This window comes from Naumannella huperziae (genome assembly GCF_054073625.1).
On sequence record NZ_JBSXPH010000001.1, the window covers coordinates 763590 to 780526 of the forward strand.

Consider the following 16937-nt stretch of genomic DNA (forward strand, 5'->3'; position numbering starts at 1 on the left):
GCTGGCGCGGGTCAGCGGCGGGTAGCCCCGGGCCCGGGCGGTGTCCGGAGGGGGCGCCCGGGGTTGCGCAAACATATGAATTCTCTAAGGTTCCCGTCAGGGCTTGATGGGAGCCCTGTCCGATTCTTCGACAACGTGGGGAAGAGAACACACATGACCAAGACCTTTGCGCGGCGCTCCGCCGCCGGGCTCGCCGGCGTGGCGCTGGCCGCCTCGGGCCTTGCCTTCTACGGCTTCGCCGGCACCGCCTCGGCAGATCCCAGTGACGTCACCGTTGCTAACGCCGTCTTCGACCCGGAGCGGGTCAAGGTGGGCGAGTCGTTCACCGCTACCTGGGAAGTCACCGTTGCTGACGGTGTCGAGGCCAGCACGCCGATCACGCTGAACCTGTCCGACGCGCAGAACCTCGAGTGCGACCCGCTGACGCGCAGCCTGCCCACCGGCACCACCGGCACCAAGTCGGTCTCCGTGACCTGCACGCCGAAGACCGACGACAACGCCCAGATTCACTACTCGTTCGTCTACGAGGGCACCGAGATCCACCAGGGCAACTTCGGATTCGATCCGGACCCGGTGGATCCGAGCTCGTCGCCGACCCCCGAGCCGTCCTCGCCGACCACCGAGCCGTCCTCGCCGACCACCGAGCCGACGACCACGACGCCGCCGAGCAGCACGGCGACCCCGTCGCCGTCGGCGACCCCCACGGTCAAGGCGCCGAAGGTCGAGGTCAAGCAGGGCACCTTCAACCCGACCCGCGCCAAGGTGGTGGCCGGTGGCAAGTTCACCTTCACCAAGCAGGTCGTGATCTCCGACGGCCCGCTGACCGATGACCTGGTCATCAAGCTGTCGGACTACAAGAACCTCAAGTGCGAGCCGACCGAGGACAAGCTCGCCGCGGGGACCAAGCCCGGCACCTACGAGTTCGTCTTCAACTGCCAGTTCGTGAAGGACGGCGAGCAGGCCCAGGCCACCTACACGATCAGCGGTGACGACATCAAGACGATCACCTCGCAGTTCGGCTACGGCTCGCTCGACACCGACGACGATTCGGACAAGGGCAACGGCAAGTCCGACAAGGGCACCAGCACCAAGGGCGGCCTGGCCGACACCGGTGCTCCGGCGCTCGGCGTCGTGCTCGCCGGTGGCGTCGCCGCCGCCACCGCCGGCGGCCTGATGCTGCGCCGTCGCAACAAGTGATCGCAGGCTGATCACCCGGGTACAGTGATCTGACCCCACGAGAAGGCGGGTCCGGCTTCGGCCGGGCCCGCCTTTCGCGTACCCGAGCTGAGGACGGTTCGCCGACAAAGGCACCGCCGGGGTCTTCCGGGGAGCCTGTGAATTGTCTATGGTCAGCGTGGGACGGGTCCCGCCGCCCGCTGACCCCAGGGGATCTGACATGACGAATCTCTTCGCCCGCCGTGCCGCCGCCGGCCTCGCCGCGATCGCTCTCGCGGGCTCCGGTCTCGCTTTCGGCAGCGCCGGCTGGGCCAGCGCCGACGACTCGACCGCCAAGACGGAGACCGCCACCAGCGCGCAGGCCGAGAAGGAGGCCGCGGCGAAGGCGAAGGCCAAGAAGGAGGCCGCCGCGAAGGCCAAGGCGAAGAAGGAGGCCGCGGCGAAGGCGAAGGCGAAGAAGGAGGCTGCGGCGAAGGCGAAGGCCGAGGAGGAAGCGGCGGCCAAGGCCAAGGCCAAGAAGGAGGCGGCGGCAAAGAAGCAGGCCGACGCCGACCAGGCACAGGCCGCCCAGGCCGATGCCACCGCGAAGGCGGAGCAGGAGGCTGCGGCGAAGGCGAAGGCCGAGGAGGAAGCGGCGGCCAAGGCCAAGGCCGAGCAGGAGGCCGCGGCCAAGGCGAAGGCCGACAAGGAGGCTGCGGCCAAGGCCAAGGCCGAGCAGGAGGCCGCGGCCAAGGCGAAGGCCGAGCAGGCAGCGCCGCCGGAGGTCACCGCGGGCGAGCCGTCGGCCAGCCCGACCGACGTCGCCAAGGCGGGGCAGAAGGTGGTCATCACCTTCCCGTTCACGGTGGGCGACGGCGATTTCAGCGACCCGCCCACCCTGCATGCCGTGGTGACCGACCTGCAGAACCTGACCTGCGAGCCGGCCTCGGCCACGAAGCGGGTGGACTCCGCCGGCACGTACGCGTTGACGATCACCTGCACGATCACCGAGGACGACAAGGCGACCTCCGTTCGATTCGCGAGCGAGGTCAGCGGAGACGAGCTGATGTCCGGCGCGCTCCCGATCGCCGACCCGACGCAACTGGACATCACCGCGGGCGATCCGACGATCGACCCGTCCCGGCTGCCGCTGCAGGCGGGTGCGACGTTCCGGCTCGGCTTCCCGTTCGAGGTCTCGGGTCGTGACGCCGAGGGCTTCACGGTCGCGGTCGAACTGAGCGACACCGACAACGTCCGCTGCGAGCCCGAAAGCCCGAGCCAGACCGATCCCAAGCTCGGCAAGCACACCCTGACCATCGACTGCACGCTGCTGCGGGACAACACGAAGGCGCGCGGCAAGTACCGGATGGTCGCCCGCGGCGGGAGCGACCCGATCGTCCTCGCCACCGGCAGCTTCGCCGTTGGTGAGCCGGTCGACGACGGCAACACCCCGCCGCCCGCGCCGAAGCCGGTCGTCAAGGTGGGCGAGGGCACGTTCAACCCGAAGCAGGCTGTCGTCAGGAAGGGCGGGAAGTTCACCTTCACCAAGACCGTGACGATCAGCAAGGCCCCGCTCACCGAGGACCTGGTGATGAAGCTCTCGGACTTCCGCAACCTGGTCTGCGAACCCGCCGGGGCGAAGCTGCCGAAGGGCACCAAGCCGGGCACCTACGAGCTCGTGTTCAACTGCCGGTTCGCCAAGGACGGGACCCGCGCCAAGGCCACCTACACGATCACCGGCAACGGCGTGAAGGAGAAGGCCGAGTTCGGCTTCGGCGATCTCTCCGACAAGCCCGACAAGCCCGCCAAGCCACACAAGAACAACGATGCTGCGGGCCGGCACGACGATCGCTACACCGACACCAGCGGCGGCCTCGCCGACACCGGCGCCCCGGCGCTCGGCGTGGTCCTGGCCGGCGCCCTGACGGCGCTGACCGCCGGCGTGCTGGTGCTGCGGCGCCGCGTCTCCTGACCGATCGACCGAGCGGGCCCGGCTTCGTGCCGGGCCCGCTTCGCGTGTGCCCGTCGGATCGGGGTGAGCGCACCGATCTGGCGCTGAGCCGCGGTCCTCGTTCCGGAAACCGCGTCATTGCGGGGCGCCGATCCGGTCGGCCGATGTTCCCGGTCAGAAAGGTGCGGGAGCCGCCTCAACCCTCAAGCGTTACGTGAGCCTGAGGTGATTTATGAGGTTGATGTGAAGCATGTGATTTGGCTGTCGAGCCCGCCATGGCGCGCCGTGCCGCGGTCTCGGGACGACTCCGGCGCTGTCAACCCCATCGAGGCGCGCTTCACAGCGGCCGACCCGCCTGCCTAATCTCGCGCCCGGCGTCACCTCCGGGCGCCGGACCCGACTTCCCAGGGAGCAGAGATGACCGCGTCCCGCACGAACCTGCGGCTGGCGTCCGCCGCCGTGGCCGGCATGGCGCTGATGACGACATCGCTGGCCGCCGTCGTGATTCCCGGTCTGGCGAGTGCCGACCAGAACGGGCCGAAGCAGGCGTCCGCGAGCGCGAGCAGCACCGCGCAGCCGAAGGCGGATCGGTCCGCGGACAGCACCCGTGCGCCGAAGGCCAGCACCGCGCCGAAGGCGAGCACCGCGACCAGCTCCGGCTCGAACGACGACTCGGGCCCGAGCGCGAGCCCGCGGGTCACCACGACCAACGCGCCGGGCTCGACCGCCTCCTTCGGGCCGACCCAGGAGTGGGACGTCCTCGACCCGCGATTCAACAAGAACAAGCTCAATCTGCTGGCCGGCGAGACCTTCGTTGTCTACGCCGATGTGCTGCACTCCCAGCCGCTGGAACAGGACCTGTCGATCCGCGTCGACAAGCTCGTCAACCTCAAGTGCGAGCCGAAGAACGAGACCGCCGAGGCGGGCGCGGACTCCGGTCTGGAGACGTTCGCGGTGGAGTGCATGATCACCAAGGGCAACAGCCGGGTGAGCGGCTACTACCAGCTCGTCCAGGCCGACGGCACCGTGATCGGCGAGGGTGTCTTCGCCGCCAGCCCGAACGCCGACCCGAGCAACCCGAGCGCGTCCAGCACGGCGGCCACGCCGGGCGGCACCAGCGACAACAAGCCGACCGCGTCGCCGACCAGCACCACCAGCAAGCCGGCGTCCACCGCGGGCGCGAAGTCGGAGATCGCGATCGCCAAGGCCCGCTTCGAGCCGGCCAGCTTCCCGCTGCGGGTCGGGCAGAAGTTCGTGGTGAACAAGGACGTCACGATCTCCGGCGTACCGCTGCACAGTGCGCTGACCATGCAGATCACCAAGCAGCAGAACCTCGACTGCACCCCGACCAGCGCCAAGATCCCCGAGGGTGCCGAGGGGACGAAGACGCTGACGTTCAGTTGCGAGATCACCGGGGTCGACCGGGCGCCCGGCGCCTGGTACTCGATCACCCTGGCCGATGGCACCAAGCTGGTCACCGATGCCTACTTCGGTCTCGACTCCTCCGGTGGCATGGCCGAGGGCGAGCGGGACAACGGCAAGCAGACCAAGATCGACACCTCCGGCGGCCTGGCCGACACCGGTGCGCCGGCCGTCGGGGTCTTCCTCGCCGGAGCGCTCGTCAGCACCGTCGCCGGTGCCCAACTGATCCGGCGCCGCCGGGGCTGACCGGGACGGAGCTGATCAAGGGAAGTTGATCAAGTAGGGCCAAGCGCCCGGCCGGAGAAATCCGGCCGGGCGCTCGGCGTGTTGTCGCGCAGGATCGGTACGCTCCTGCCATGGCAAAGGCCGGTCGCAGGCGTCGGTGGGTTAAGGGCGTGCTGCTGGGGTTGCTGGGGCTCTTGTTGATCATCGTGGCGGCATTCTTCGTGGTCGCACCCGGGGAGCTCGAGAATCGGATGAACAGGGTCGAACCGGCCGTGCTGCCGGCGGTCAGCCCGCAGACGCAGCAACTGCACGATTCGCTGCAGGTGGTCGACATGCACTCCGACACCCTGATGTGGAAGCGCGACCTGCTCACCCGGTCCGATCGCGGTCACGTGGACCTGCCGCGGCTGGAGGAGGGCAATGTCGCCGTCCAGGTGTTCTCATCGGTCTCGAAGGCCTCCGGCAGTCTCAACCCCGACATCAACACCGGCGAGCCCGATGACATCACGATGCTCAGCGTCGTCCAGTTGCAGCCGCCGCGTACCTGGAACTCCCTGCTGCAGCGCTCCCTGTACCACGGCCAGAAGCTGGAGCGGTTTGCCGCCGACTCGAACGGTGCGCTGCGGCTGATCCGGACCCGCGGCGACCTCGACCGGCTGTTGGTCGACCGCGCGGCCGGCCAACAGGTGACCGGCGCGATGTTCTCCGTCGAGGGGCTGCAGAACCTCGAGGGCGACATCGAGAACTTCGACAAGCTGTACGGGGCGGGGATGCGGATGGCCGGGTTCACCCACTTCTTCGACAATGAGGCCGCCGGCTCCATGCACGGAGTGCAGAAGGGCGGCCTGACCGATCTCGGGCGGGCGGCGTTCCTCCGCGCGCAGCAGCGCGGCGTGATCGTCGATGTCACCCACTCCAGCAGCCAGACGATCGACGACATGCTGGAGCTGGCGACCGGGCCGATCGTGCAGAGCCACGGCGGGGTCAAGGCGACATGTGAGAACAACCGCAATCTCACCGACGAGCAGATCCGCGGCATCGCCGAGACCGGGGGCGTGATCGGGATCGCGTACTTCGACTGGGCGATCTGTCAGCCCACCACGAAGGCGGTGGTCGATGCGATCGATCATGTGGTCGAGGTCGGCGGGATCGGGGCGGCGGCGCTGGGCAGCGACTACGACGGAAGCGTGACGACCGGTTGGGACACGGCCCAGCTCGCCGCGATCACCCAGGAGCTGGTCGACCGGGGCTACGACGACCAGGAGATCGCCGCGATCATGGGCGGCAACACGATCCGGGTGATGCGGGCCGTGCTGCGCGCGTAGCGGGCGCTCTCACGCTGCGCTGATGGCCTCGGCGGCGGCGAGCGCGGAGCGTACCGTCGCGGAGAGCCCGAGCCCGTCGACGGCCGCACCCGCCAGGTGTAGCCCCGAGCCGGCCAATCGGGCCCGCACCGCGGCCATCCGCGCGGCGTGACCGACCTCCAGTTGCGGGAACGCTCCCGGCCAGCGGGTGACCAGCGAGCCGACCGGCTCGGCCGCCAGCCCGGTCACCTCGGCAAGATCGCGATGGATCCGCCCGGCCAGCCCGGCATCGTCGAACCCCGACAGCTCATCCACGCCGGCTCGCCCGGCGGATGCCCGCACCAGGAACAGCTCCGGATCGCGCAGCCGCGCCCACTTGCGTGACAGCCAGGTCGCCGCCTTCAACACGCGCCCGCTGTCGGTACGCAACAAGACGCCATTGCCCGACAATCGGCCCTCCGCGGCCGCGCGCGGGTAGGCCAGCACGATGGTCGCCACGTCGGCGGTACGCCCGACCGTCAGCTCTGCGCCCAGTCCCGGGAACTCCGGCTCCAGCAGCGCCGCAGCCACCGCGCCCGGCACCGCCAGCACCACCTCTCCCGCCGCGCTCTCGCCCGCGTCGGTGAGCACCGTCCAGCCGTCATCGCCGCGCCGAAGGCCGCGCACGGGCGTACCGGTCCGCACGGTGCCGGCGGGCAGGCCCTCGGCCAGCGCCGACGGCAGTCGCGACAGCCCGTCGGGCCAGCTCGCGAAGACCGGCCCGGGCGTACCGCCGGGCCGGCGGCGCCGCAGCACCAGCGAGCGCCCGGTCGCCGCGGCCGGCGCGAGCTGCGGCGCCACGGACGACAGGGACAACCGGTCGATGTCGCCGGCGTGCAGATTCCCCAGCAGCGGGTCGACGAAGGTCTCGGCGACCTCGTCGCCGAAGCGAGCCCGGACGAACTCCCCGACCGACACGTCGCGCGCGAAGCGTCGCCGCGCGGTCAGCGGCTCCAGCCCGGCACGCGCCAGCCCGGCCGGTGACAAGATGCCCGAGCGCAGCACCGGCCACAGCCGGGTCGGGCCGGTCGGGGCGATCCCGGCGGGCAGCGGTCGCAGCCCGCGGGCCGTGACCAGCCGCGAGGCGCCCGGTTCGGCCCCGACGACCGAGTCGCGCAGCCCGAGCTCGTCGACCAGGCGCGCCAGTTGTGGCGTACCGAGGTGGATCGACTCCGCACCGACATCCACCAGACCGCCGCCCAGCGCGGCCGGAAGCCGCTCGGTGCGGATCTGACCGCCGACGCGGCCGGCGGCCTCGAACACCAGCACCGACCGGCCGGCCCGGTGCAGCGCCCAGGCGGTCGCCAGCCCGGTGATCCCCCCGCCGATCACGATGACCGCCGAGTCCTGATGAGCCGGCTCCGCGGCATTCTGGCGGGGTTGGTGGTCGGCCACGACCGGCAAGCGTACGCTGACGAACGGCGGCCGCCGCACCCCGATCGGGCGCGGTGGGGGACAGCCGCCGCAATTGGGAGGGCACTCACACCATGATCAACCACCTGAACCGCGGGCTCGCCGTCACCGGCCCTCTGGTTTTTGCCGCCGGGGCGCTGATCGCGATGCTGGCGAAGTCCGGCGGCGCGGCGCCAGGCCACCTCGCGGCGACCGGTTCGAGCCTGGGCCCGGCGCTGCTCGTCGTGCTGGCCGTGCTGCTCGTCGGCGGGATCGTCCTGCTCCTGCTCGGCCGCCGCGGCAAGGTCGTCGACGGCGCCGACCCGGGCTCGTCGGGGACGAGTTCGTCCGAGAGCGGGGACCGCCCCGGCGAGTGACCCGCGCCGACGGTCGTAGACGCAAACAGGTACCCGGACCCGATCCCGGCGTACCCGGCTGCGGGGACCATTAGCGCCCACGTGCGGCGCGGGCTACGGTGATGCCACCGGCCCGGCGATCCCGGGCCTCGGCACTGTCGCCGGACCGCCCGCCCCACCCGACGGCGGCGACTCCCGGAGGCGGACGATGAGCGTGCGGATACCCCGCACCGGGAGGAGAGGACGGCGTGACTGACCTTGGTCAAGGCACCGCGAGCGGTGGCGACGACATGATCCAGTTGCTGACCCCCGAGGGTCAGCGCGTGACGCATCCGGATTTCGAGTTCTCCGGAGACGACGAGGCCATCGCGGGCCTGCTCCGCGACATGGTCCTCACCCGGCGCATCGATGCCGAGGCGACCGCCCTGCAACGGCAGGGCGAGCTCGGGCTGTGGGCGCCGCTCCTCGGCCAGGAGGCCGCCCAGGTCGGCTCCGGCCGCGCGCTCGGCCCCAACGACGTGGTCTTCCCGACCTACCGCGAACACGGTGTGGCCTGGACGATGGGCATTCCGCCGGTCACGCTGCTCGGACTGTTCCGCGGCGTCAGCCTCGGCGGCTGGGACCCCGCGGAGCTGCGGTTCAATCTCTACACCGTGGTGATCGGCGCGCAGGCGCTGCATGCCACCGGGTACGCGATGGGCATCCAGCGCGACGGCCGGGTCGGCAACAATGACGGCACCGATGCCGGGGTGGTGGCCTACTTCGGCGACGGCGCGACCAGCCAGGGTGATGTCAACGAGGCGTTCATCTTTGCCTCCTCCTACAACGCGCCCGTGGTGTTCTTCTGCCAGAACAACCAGTGGGCGATCTCCGAGCCGACCACGCGGCAGTCCCGCGTACCGCTCTACCAGCGCGCGCACGGATTCGGGTTCCCCGGGGTACGCGTGGACGGCAACGACGTCCTCGCCGTGCAGGCCGTCACCGAGTGGGCGATGCGGCGCGCCCACGCCGGCGAGGGCCCGACCTTCATCGAGGCCTTCACCTACCGGATGGGCGCGCACACCACGTCGGACGATCCGACCAAGTACCGGCTCGCCGACGAGCTGGAGCACTGGAAGCTGAAGGACCCGATCGAGCGGGTACGCGCGCTGCTGCAGCGCTCCGGAGCCGTCGACCAGAAGTGGTTCGATGATCTTGGCGTCGAGGCTGATGATCTTGCCGCCGAGCTGCGCCGGGATTGCCTCGCCCTGCCCGATCCGGAGCTCGCCGAGAGCTTTGCCCATACCTATGCCGATGCGCATCCGCCGCTGGCCGCGCAGGGGGAGGCGTACGCCGAGTACGCTGCCTCGTTCGATGTTGATCAGCAGCCGGAGGCCGCGCGATGACGAAGTTGACCATGGCCAAGGCGCTGAATGCGGGGCTTCGCCGCGCCCTGGAGGCCGACCCGAAGGTGGTGCTCGCGGGCGAGGACATCGGCCGGCTCGGTGGTGTCTTCCGCGTCACCGAGGGTCTGCAGAAGGACTTCGGCGAGGATCGGGTGATCGATTCCCCGCTCGCCGAGTCCGGGATCGTCGGCACGGCGGTCGGGATGGCGCTGCGCGGCTACCGACCGGTGGTGGAGATCCAGTTCGACGGGTTCGTCTTCCCCGCCTACGACCAGATCGTCACCCAGGTGGCGAAGTTCCGGCACCGCTCCGGCGGGCGGGTACCGATGCCGATCGTGATCAGGATCCCGTTCGGCGGGGGTATCGGCGCGGTCGAGCACCACAGCGAGTCGCCCGAGGCGTACTTCTCCCACACCCCGGGGCTGAAGGTGGTGGCCTGCGCCAACCCTTCCGATGCCTACTGGATGCTGCAGCAGTCGATCGCCTCCGACGACCCGGTGATCTTCTTCGAGCCGAAGCGGCGCTATCACGAGAAGGGCGAGGTCGACGAGGCCGGCACCCCGGACCCGTTGCACAGCGCCCGGGTGGTGCGCGACGGCACCGACGTGACGTTGCTGACCTACGGGCCGATGGTGAAGACGTGCCTGGATGCCGCTGCCGCGGCACAGGAGGAGGGGCGCAGCGTCGGTGTTGTCGATCTTCGCACGCTGAGCCCGCTGGACCTGCCGACGATCTTCGACGCGGTACGCCGCAGCGGTCGCGTCGTCACGGTGCACGAGGCCCAGTTGACGCTCGGTCTCGGCGCGGAGCTGGCGGCGCGGATCAGCGAGGAATGCTTCTACGAGCTGGAGGCGCCGGTGCTGCGGGTCGCCGGCTACGACACCCCCTACCCGCCGAGCCGGGTCGAGCACGAGTATCTTCCCGATCTTGATCGGGTGCTCGACATGGTCGACCGGTCGCTGGCGTACTGAGGAGGGTGGGGATGAAGGAGTTCAAGCTGCCCGACCCGGGCGAGGGCCTGGTCGAGGCGGAGATCATCAGTTGGCACGTCGCCGAGGGTGACGAGGTCAAGATCAACGACATCCTGGTCGAGGTGGAGACCTCGAAGTCGATCGTCGAGCTGCCCAGCCCGTTCGCGGGCACGGTCGCGAAGCTGCTCGTCGACGAGGGCCAGATGGTCGACGTCGGTACGCCGATCATCGCGATTGACGACGGCACCGGCGACGACGGCTCCGGCGACGCCGATCGGCCGGGCGAGCCCAGCGCCGCGGCGCCGAGCGAGCCCGCGCCGAGCGCCGACGAGGCCGCCGAACGCACCCCCAACCTGGTCGGCTACGGCGCCATTGCCGGGTCGACCCGGCGGCGGGCGCGCCGGGCCGCCACCCCGGTGGCCGAGGAGTCCGCGGCCGAGACCCACGAGCAGCTCAGCGCGGCATTCGACACGTCCGTGCCGGTGTCGCGGCGTGCCGACGAGCGCGATCCGATCAAGGGCGTACCGGCCGAGCCGTCCGGCGAGCCGCTGCCCCCGCCGAAGGAGCCGCCGTCGCTCGCCGGCGCCACCGGGAACGGGCAGCGGCCCAAGGCCAAGCCGCCGGTGCGCAAGCTTGCCAAGGACCGCGGCGTTGATCTTGCCCAGGTCCCCGCGACCGGGCCCGGCGGGGTGATCACCCGCGATGACGTGCTCGCGTTCGCCGGCGGAGCCGATCAGGGTGCTGCGGCGCAGCCCGCCGCGATCGCCCCGCAGCCGGCCGGGCTGGAGGCGCGTCGCGTACCGATCAAGGGAGTCCGCAAGGCAACCGCCACCGCCATGGTCAGCTCGGCATTCACCGCGCCGCATGTCACCGAGTGGGTCGAGGTCGACGTGACCGCGAGCGTGGAGTTCCTGGAGCGGCTGCGGCAGCGTCGGGAGTTCCGCGAGGTGAAGGTGTCGCCGACCCTGCTCGCCGCGAAGGCGGTCTGTCTGGCGGCCGCGCGTACCCCGGAGGTCAACTCCAGTTGGGACGAGGCGGCGCAGGAGATCATCTTCCACGGCGACGTGAACCTCGGCATCGCCGCTGCGACCCCGCGCGGACTGATCGTGCCGAACATCAAGGGCGCCCAGCGGCTCGGGCTGCTCGGCCTGGCCGAGGCGCTCGGCGAGTTGATCGGCACGGCCCGCGCCGGGCGTACCCAACCGGCGCAGATGTCCGGCGGGACGATCACGATCACCAATATCGGTGTGTTCGGCATCGACGGCGGTACGCCGATCCTGAACCCCGGCGAGGCCGCGATCCTCGCCATGGGCGCGATCGCGCGTCGCCCGTGGGTCGTCGGCTCGGGTGCCGACGAGCGGATCGAGCCACGGTCGGTGATGACCCTCGCGCTGAGCTTCGATCATCGGCTGGTCGACGGCGAACAGGGGTCGACCTTCCTCGCCGATGTCGCCGCGCTGCTGTCCGACCCCGCGACCGCGCTGTTGTACTGAGCTCGGCTGTCCGCGCCCCGACACGCACAGCGCCCCCGACCGACCGGCCGGGGGCGCTCTGCGTTACCGCTGGATCAGCCGCGGCGGCGCGACGCCATGGCGATGCCGGCGGTGGCGGCTCCGAGGCCGATCAGCGCGATCAGGCCCGCGGGGCCACCGGTGTCGGCCAGCGGCGGGCGCGGGCCCGAGCCGTCGCCGTCACCCGGGCCGGGGTTCGGCGAGGCGGTGCCGGTCGGGCCGGGCGTAGCGGTGGGGCTGGGCGACGCGGTCGGCTCGCCGGTCGGGCTGGGCTCGCCGGTGGGCGTCACGGCCGAACCGCCGCTCACGGTGACGGGGATCGACACGGTGGTGCCGGAGTCCGGCGCGGTGAGCACGAGCTGCTGCTCGCCGTTCGGCACCGACGCGGGCAGGTTCAGGGTCAGGGCGGCGACCGAACCGTCGGCCACGGCGGCCCTGCCGACCTCGACATCGCCGATCGTGGCGATCAGCTCGGTGTTCTGCACCGGGAAGCCGCCGGTGAAGTCGAGCTGATCGACCCTGATCGTCGTGGGCTCGCCGACCTTCAGCTCGGTCGGGGTCGGGGTGACCGCCAGACCGCGCTTGACGAAGGACGGGGCGATCGGATCGTCCTCGGTTCCGCGCAGCCAGGAGACCCACGCATCAAGATCAACCAGGCCGGAGTCGACCGGCGTGGTCTCGGTGAAGACATGGAAGTTGTCGCCGCCGCCGAGCAGGAAGTTGCCCGAACCCACGACATATTCACCAGCCGGGTCGATCGGCTTGCCGTCGATGGTGATCGAGGTGATCCGGTCGCCCAACTCGCGCGATTCGTCGTAGGTGTATGAGACACCGTCCGACAGGCCGAGGCGCAGGAACGATCCCGTCACGTTGCCGTCCTCGTCGACCGACCACTGCTGCTCCAGCATCGTCTTGAACTGCTCGCCGGTCAGCGTCGTGGTCATCAGCGTGTTCGCGAACGGCAGGATCGAGGCCGCCTGCCCGTAGGTGATCGTGAACGCCTCGTCGGCGCACGGGTTGTTCTGATCACCCGACGGGGCGCACAGATCGGCACGCGTACCGCCCGGGTTCTGGACGCCGATCACGGTCTGGCCGGTACGCTCGCTCAACTCGTCGCTGAACATGTTCGCCACGGCGTTGGTGATCGTCGACTCACCGCTGCGGTCGTCGATGTAGCGGCCCTCGGCGGGGTCGTAGCGACCCGGCCTGGCCAGCGCGCCGGCGGCCTTGCCGATCGGCTCCTCGCCGATCTCGGCCGCCTCGGCGAGGGCATCGGTGACGATCTGCTGCACCTGCGCCACGCGCGGGTACTCGGCCACCAGGTCATCGACCGGGGTGTCGGTCAGCTCGAGGTTCTCCGCGGTGTAGCTGCAGGTCTCGCCGGTGGTGGGGTCCACATTGAGCTGGACCCGGGTGACGAGGCCCGCGTAGCTGCCGGCCTGGGTCACGGGACGGGTCTGGTCGGTGCCCGGCACCGGCCCGTCGAAGACGTAGGCCTGGTGGGTGTGCGCGGTGAAGACCGCCTGCACCTTGGGGCTCAGGTCCTGCACGAGCGAGGCGAAGGCCGGGCGGGCCTGCTCGTTCTCGGCCAGCGAACCGCCGCCGTCCGGGCCGCCCTCGTGGATCTCGGCGACGATCACATCGGCCTCGCCGTTGGCGTCGTCGCCATCGGTGAGCTTGTCGGCGACCCGATTCACGGCGGCGACGGGATCGCCGAAGTCGAGATCGGCGACGCCCTCCTTGACCACGATGTCGGGCGTCTCCTGGGTGACGGCGCCGATCACGGCGACGCGCAGGCCCGCGCGCTCGAAGATCTCGTACTCCTCCAGCGCCGGGTTCTCGGTGCCCTTGTCGTAGACATTGGCGCCGAGATAGCTGAAGTCGGCCGCCGGGATGACCCGTCCGGTCAGATCGTCGAAGCCCTTGTCGAACTCGTGGTTGCCCACGGCCGCGGTGTCCACGCCGGCGGCGTTGAAGGCGTCGATCGTCGGCTGGTCACGCTGGGAGGCGGATGCGAACAGCGACCCGCCGATCGAGTCGCCGGCGGCGGCGACGATCGTGTTCTCCTCGCCGGCCTCGGCGCGCAGCTCCTCGATGGTGCCGAAGAACTGCACGGTGTCCGGGCGGCTCGACGCGATGCGGCCGTGGAAGTCGTTGAAGTTCAGCAAGGTGAGCTGGGCCGGAGCGGCGCAGTCGGCGGCCGCCGCCCGCTCCTGCGGGTTCGGCGTCTCGGACGGGGCGGCCTGCGCCACCGAGGCGCCGGCGCCGCCGATCAGGCCGACGGCGCAGACGGAGGCCGCAATCCGCAGCCAACCGGACTTGTGCATGGGGAATCCTTTGTGAATCGGGCGTGAGACCCCCACTCTTCGATGCCCGCCGCCTCGCTGGCAAGAGGTGTCGCCGAAGTTTCCGGAGTGTTCACCGCAACGGCCGGCGACAGCGAAGTTGCACGCGACAGTTAAGAGGGCTAACTTATGCTCGCCCTGCGGCGACGGCCTCTCCGAACGTGCGGGCAAACCCTCCTCATCCCTCGATCGGAGCCCGCGCGGGCGCCGACCGGCGGGTGACCCTGCCGTCAGCACCCCGCGTACAAGGAAGTCGCCATGCCCCTGCCTCGCCTCGCCCGCATCCTCGCCCCCGCCATGATCTGTGCCCTGCTGTCAGCCGGCGCCCTGCTCGGCTCCGCCGCGCCGGCCCACGCCGCCTCGCCGCTGCGGTTCGGCAGCTTCGTCGCCGACCCCTCCGGCCCCGACCACAACACCAACCGGCAACTGGTCCGCGAGACCATCGAGCTGCGCAACACCGGCTCGAAGTCGATCAACCTCACCGGCTACCGGATCAAGGACAAGCAGAACCACGTGTACGCCTTCCCGCGGGGCTTCACGCTGAAGCCGCGGACGTCCGTGATCGTGCACACCGGGAAGGGCCGCAACGGATCGCGCGATCTCTACTGGGGCAAGACCAGCTACGTCTGGAACAACACCGGGGACACGGCCTACCTGCTCGCCCCGGGTGGCAGCAGGGTCGTCACCAGTTGCGCGTACCAGAAGAACGCGACCGGCACGAAGCGCTGTTGATCATCGGTGCGGGGGCGCGCCCGTGAGCGCCCACCGGGTGAGCCGGGTCGCGCCCGACCCGGCCAACCGCCCGCCGCGCGAGGGCCGCAGCCCCAGCTCGCGCCGCGCCCAGCCGGGCAGCAGCGCGACCGCGCCCGCCGCCAGCCCGGCGTAGACGGGCCGGGCCGCGGCCGGCAGCGGCGGCTCGCGGAGCAGGAAGGCCGCGGTGTCGCGCGCCGCCGGGGTGACCTGCAGCTCCGAGCGGTACGCCTCGATCACCGCGTGCAGCGACCGGGTGTCGCCCGGCGGGTCGATCACCCCGAGCCGGGCGGCGATCCCGCCGAGCTGGGCGACATAGCGGTCCGCGTCGGCCGGCGTCAGCGGCGCGGGCCCGAACGTCTGGTAGGCCGCGAGGAAGGCCGTCCCCTCGGCGGCATGCACCCAGGCCAGCAGGTGCGGATCGCTGGCCCGGTAGGCGATCCCGCGCGGGTCGCGGCCGCGTACCCGATCATGGATGGCCCGCACGCGGGCGATCGCCCGGTCGGCCTCCTCGACGGTGCCGTAGGTGGTTGCGGCGATGTAGTCGCTGGTGCGCTGCAGCCGGCCCCACGGATCGCCCCGGTAGCCGCTGTGCCCCGCCACGCCGGCCATCGCCAGCGGGTGCAGCGACTGCAGCAGCAGCGCGGCCAGGCCACCCGTGAACATCGCCGGGTCGTTGTGCACCCGCCAGATCGGATCCTCGGGGGCGAACCGACGCGGGCCCGGCGTGGCCCAGATCTCCCGGGCCCGCTCGCGCCGATCCGCACCGGCGATCCGGTCCCGGATGGCGTCGGCCGTGGCCACCCGCGCCCTCCGGACGCTGCCGCGGGCGAACGCGGCGATCTCGCCGCGGGGGATCGCTGGCCGGGGGATCGGTGGCATCTCGCCACGCTAGCTCGCCCCGGCGCGCGCCGAGGTCGCGCGGGCCGCGACCAGTTACGGGAGGGTCGAGCGGAACCAGCCGCCGATCGGCTCGCCCGCCAGCGCGTGCGCGACCGCGGCCCGCGCGGCCACCGGGCCGACCAGGTTCCCGTGGCCGGAGTAGCCGCCGACCGCGACCACCCCTTCGTCGACCGGTACGCACAGCGCCCGCTGATCTTCGGTGTAGCCGACGGAGGCGGCCCACCGGTGGGTGATCGGTACGCCCGGACCGGCGACGCGCCCCACGACTGTCTCGATCCAGTCCTGCACCGGTGCCGTCGGCCGGTCATCGGGGGTTTGCTCGTCGGTGGCGTGCCGGTCCCGGCCGCCGCCGAGCAGCAGCCGTCCCGCGGCATCTTGCTGCAACCACTCATAGCCGCTCCGCGCGCTGACGACCGCCCGGGGCAGGACCCTTCGGCGAAGCGGCGCGGTCGCCAGCATCTGCAGCCGATGGGTACGCACCAGCGGCGCGAGCTGCGGCACCAGCAGGTCGAGCCGCCCGTCGACCGCGACGATGATGATCGCGGCCTCGATCGCTCCGTCCGCCAGTGTCACCCGGCCGGGCCCGATCACCTTGGCCCGGCTGTGCTCGAACAACCTCGCGCCCCGCTGGACGACCAGCTCGGCCAGCCGCAGCGCACGCTCGGCGGGATTCATCCGCGCCTGCTCGGGCACCGCGAACCCCCGGCCGAGCGGGTCGGCGTGCTCGACCGCGCGGATCCCGATCCGCCGCAGTGCCCGACGATCGGCGTCGAGGCGTGCATACTCCGCGGCCTCCCAGGCCTCCTCCTCGGCGCTGCGCGGGCCGCCGATCATGCCGGCGATGTTGATCCACGGGCAGCGCGCGATGATCGTCGACCCGAGTACCGACTCCAGATGATCAAGCTCGACCCGGGTGCGCCGCCACAATTCGATCTTGTCCGACAGATCCCAGCCGGGCGTCTCGGCGGCGAGCGGGACGGCCGGCCCGCCGATCAGGAAACCGCCGTTGCGGCCGGCCGCGCCCGCGGCGACGCGCCCGGCATCGATGCCGATCACCGAGGCGCCGCGGTCGAGCAGCTCCTCGATCGCCGCCAGCCCCGAACCGCCGAGCCCGATCACGCACGCGTCGGCGCGCAGCGTACCCGTCACGGCCGGCAGGCCCGGCCACTCGCGCACCCGCGCCGAGTCGTCCCAGCCGGGCAGATTGTCGATCACCCCGCCCACTATG

13 protein-coding genes are annotated in these 16937 nt (G+C 71.3%); 9 read left to right on the plus strand and 4 right to left on the minus strand.

Annotated elements, in window-relative coordinates:
- Nucleotides 1–153 precede the first annotated feature (153 nt).
- The 4 genes from ACXDC7_RS03600 (at nt 154) to ACXDC7_RS03615 (ending at nt 6078) form a co-directional block, all read left to right on the plus strand.
- A complete protein-coding gene (locus tag ACXDC7_RS03600) occupies nt 154–1197 on the plus strand; it encodes a hypothetical protein (RefSeq protein ID WP_459221216.1) in 1044 nt (347 codons plus the stop codon).
- 199 nt (nt 1198–1396) lie between these two features.
- Nucleotides 1397–3127 (plus strand): hypothetical protein, encoded by a 1731-nt coding sequence (locus ACXDC7_RS03605; RefSeq protein WP_459221217.1) that lies wholly within the window; start codon nt 1397–1399, stop codon nt 3125–3127.
- A gap of 396 nt (nt 3128–3523) precedes the next feature.
- Nucleotides 3524–4774 (plus strand): hypothetical protein, encoded by a 1251-nt coding sequence (locus ACXDC7_RS03610; protein WP_459221218.1) that lies wholly within the window; start codon nt 3524–3526, stop codon nt 4772–4774.
- A 110-nt stretch (nt 4775–4884) separates the two neighbouring features.
- Complete coding sequence (locus tag ACXDC7_RS03615) at nt 4885–6078, plus strand: dipeptidase (protein ID WP_459221219.1); 1194 nt, start codon at nt 4885–4887, stop codon at nt 6076–6078.
- A 9-nt stretch (nt 6079–6087) separates the two neighbouring features.
- Here ACXDC7_RS03615 and hemG read toward each other — a convergent pair whose 3' ends face one another.
- The gene (gene hemG, locus ACXDC7_RS03620; RefSeq protein WP_459221220.1) at nt 6088–7491 is read right to left on the minus strand and encodes a protoporphyrinogen oxidase; all 1404 of its coding nucleotides are present in this window, start codon (nt 7489–7491) and stop codon (nt 6088–6090) included.
- Nucleotides 7492–7583: 92 nt separating this feature from the next.
- Here hemG and ACXDC7_RS03625 point away from each other — a divergent pair, with 92 nt between their 5' ends.
- The 4 genes from ACXDC7_RS03625 to ACXDC7_RS03640 all read left to right on the plus strand — a co-directional run bounded on the left by ACXDC7_RS03625 (nt 7584) and on the right by ACXDC7_RS03640 (nt 11693).
- Nucleotides 7584–7865: a hypothetical protein gene (locus ACXDC7_RS03625; protein WP_459221221.1), complete on the plus strand. Its 282-nt coding sequence runs from the start codon at nt 7584–7586 to the stop codon at nt 7863–7865.
- Between the two features lie 269 nt (nt 7866–8134).
- Nucleotides 8135–9229: a pyruvate dehydrogenase (acetyl-transferring) E1 component subunit alpha gene (gene pdhA, locus ACXDC7_RS03630; RefSeq protein ID WP_459222798.1), complete on the plus strand. Its 1095-nt coding sequence runs from the start codon at nt 8135–8137 to the stop codon at nt 9227–9229.
- The gene (locus ACXDC7_RS03635) at nt 9226–10200 is read left to right on the plus strand and encodes an alpha-ketoacid dehydrogenase subunit beta (protein WP_179444780.1); all 975 of its coding nucleotides are present in this window, start codon (nt 9226–9228) and stop codon (nt 10198–10200) included. Before pdhA ends, ACXDC7_RS03635 begins: the two co-directional genes overlap by 4 nt.
- Nucleotides 10201–10211: 11 nt before the next feature.
- Entirely contained in the window at nt 10212–11693 is a 1482-nt protein-coding gene (locus ACXDC7_RS03640) for a dihydrolipoamide acetyltransferase family protein (protein ID WP_218843751.1), read from the plus strand.
- 74 nt (nt 11694–11767) lie between these two features.
- Here ACXDC7_RS03640 and ACXDC7_RS03645 read toward each other — a convergent pair whose 3' ends face one another.
- A complete protein-coding gene (locus ACXDC7_RS03645; protein ID WP_459221222.1) occupies nt 11768–14038 on the minus strand; it encodes a 5'-nucleotidase C-terminal domain-containing protein in 2271 nt (756 codons plus the stop codon).
- Nucleotides 14039–14314: 276 nt separating this feature from the next.
- Between ACXDC7_RS03645 and ACXDC7_RS03650 the strand changes: the two genes are divergently transcribed.
- The gene (locus ACXDC7_RS03650; RefSeq protein ID WP_459221223.1) at nt 14315–14788 is read left to right on the plus strand and encodes a lamin tail domain-containing protein; all 474 of its coding nucleotides are present in this window, start codon (nt 14315–14317) and stop codon (nt 14786–14788) included.
- On the opposite strand, the gene ACXDC7_RS03655 is transcribed toward ACXDC7_RS03650, so the two are convergent.
- Nucleotides 14789–15688 carry an oxygenase MpaB family protein gene (locus tag ACXDC7_RS03655; RefSeq protein ID WP_459221224.1) on the minus strand — a complete coding sequence of 300 codons (900 nt, stop codon included), beginning with the start codon at nt 15686–15688 and terminating at the stop codon, nt 14789–14791.
- Between the two features lie 54 nt (nt 15689–15742).
- Nucleotides 15743–16924, minus strand: coding sequence for an NAD(P)/FAD-dependent oxidoreductase (locus ACXDC7_RS03660; RefSeq protein WP_459221225.1), 1182 nt, complete (start codon nt 16922–16924; stop codon nt 15743–15745).
- Between the last annotated feature and the right edge of the window lie 13 nt (nt 16925–16937).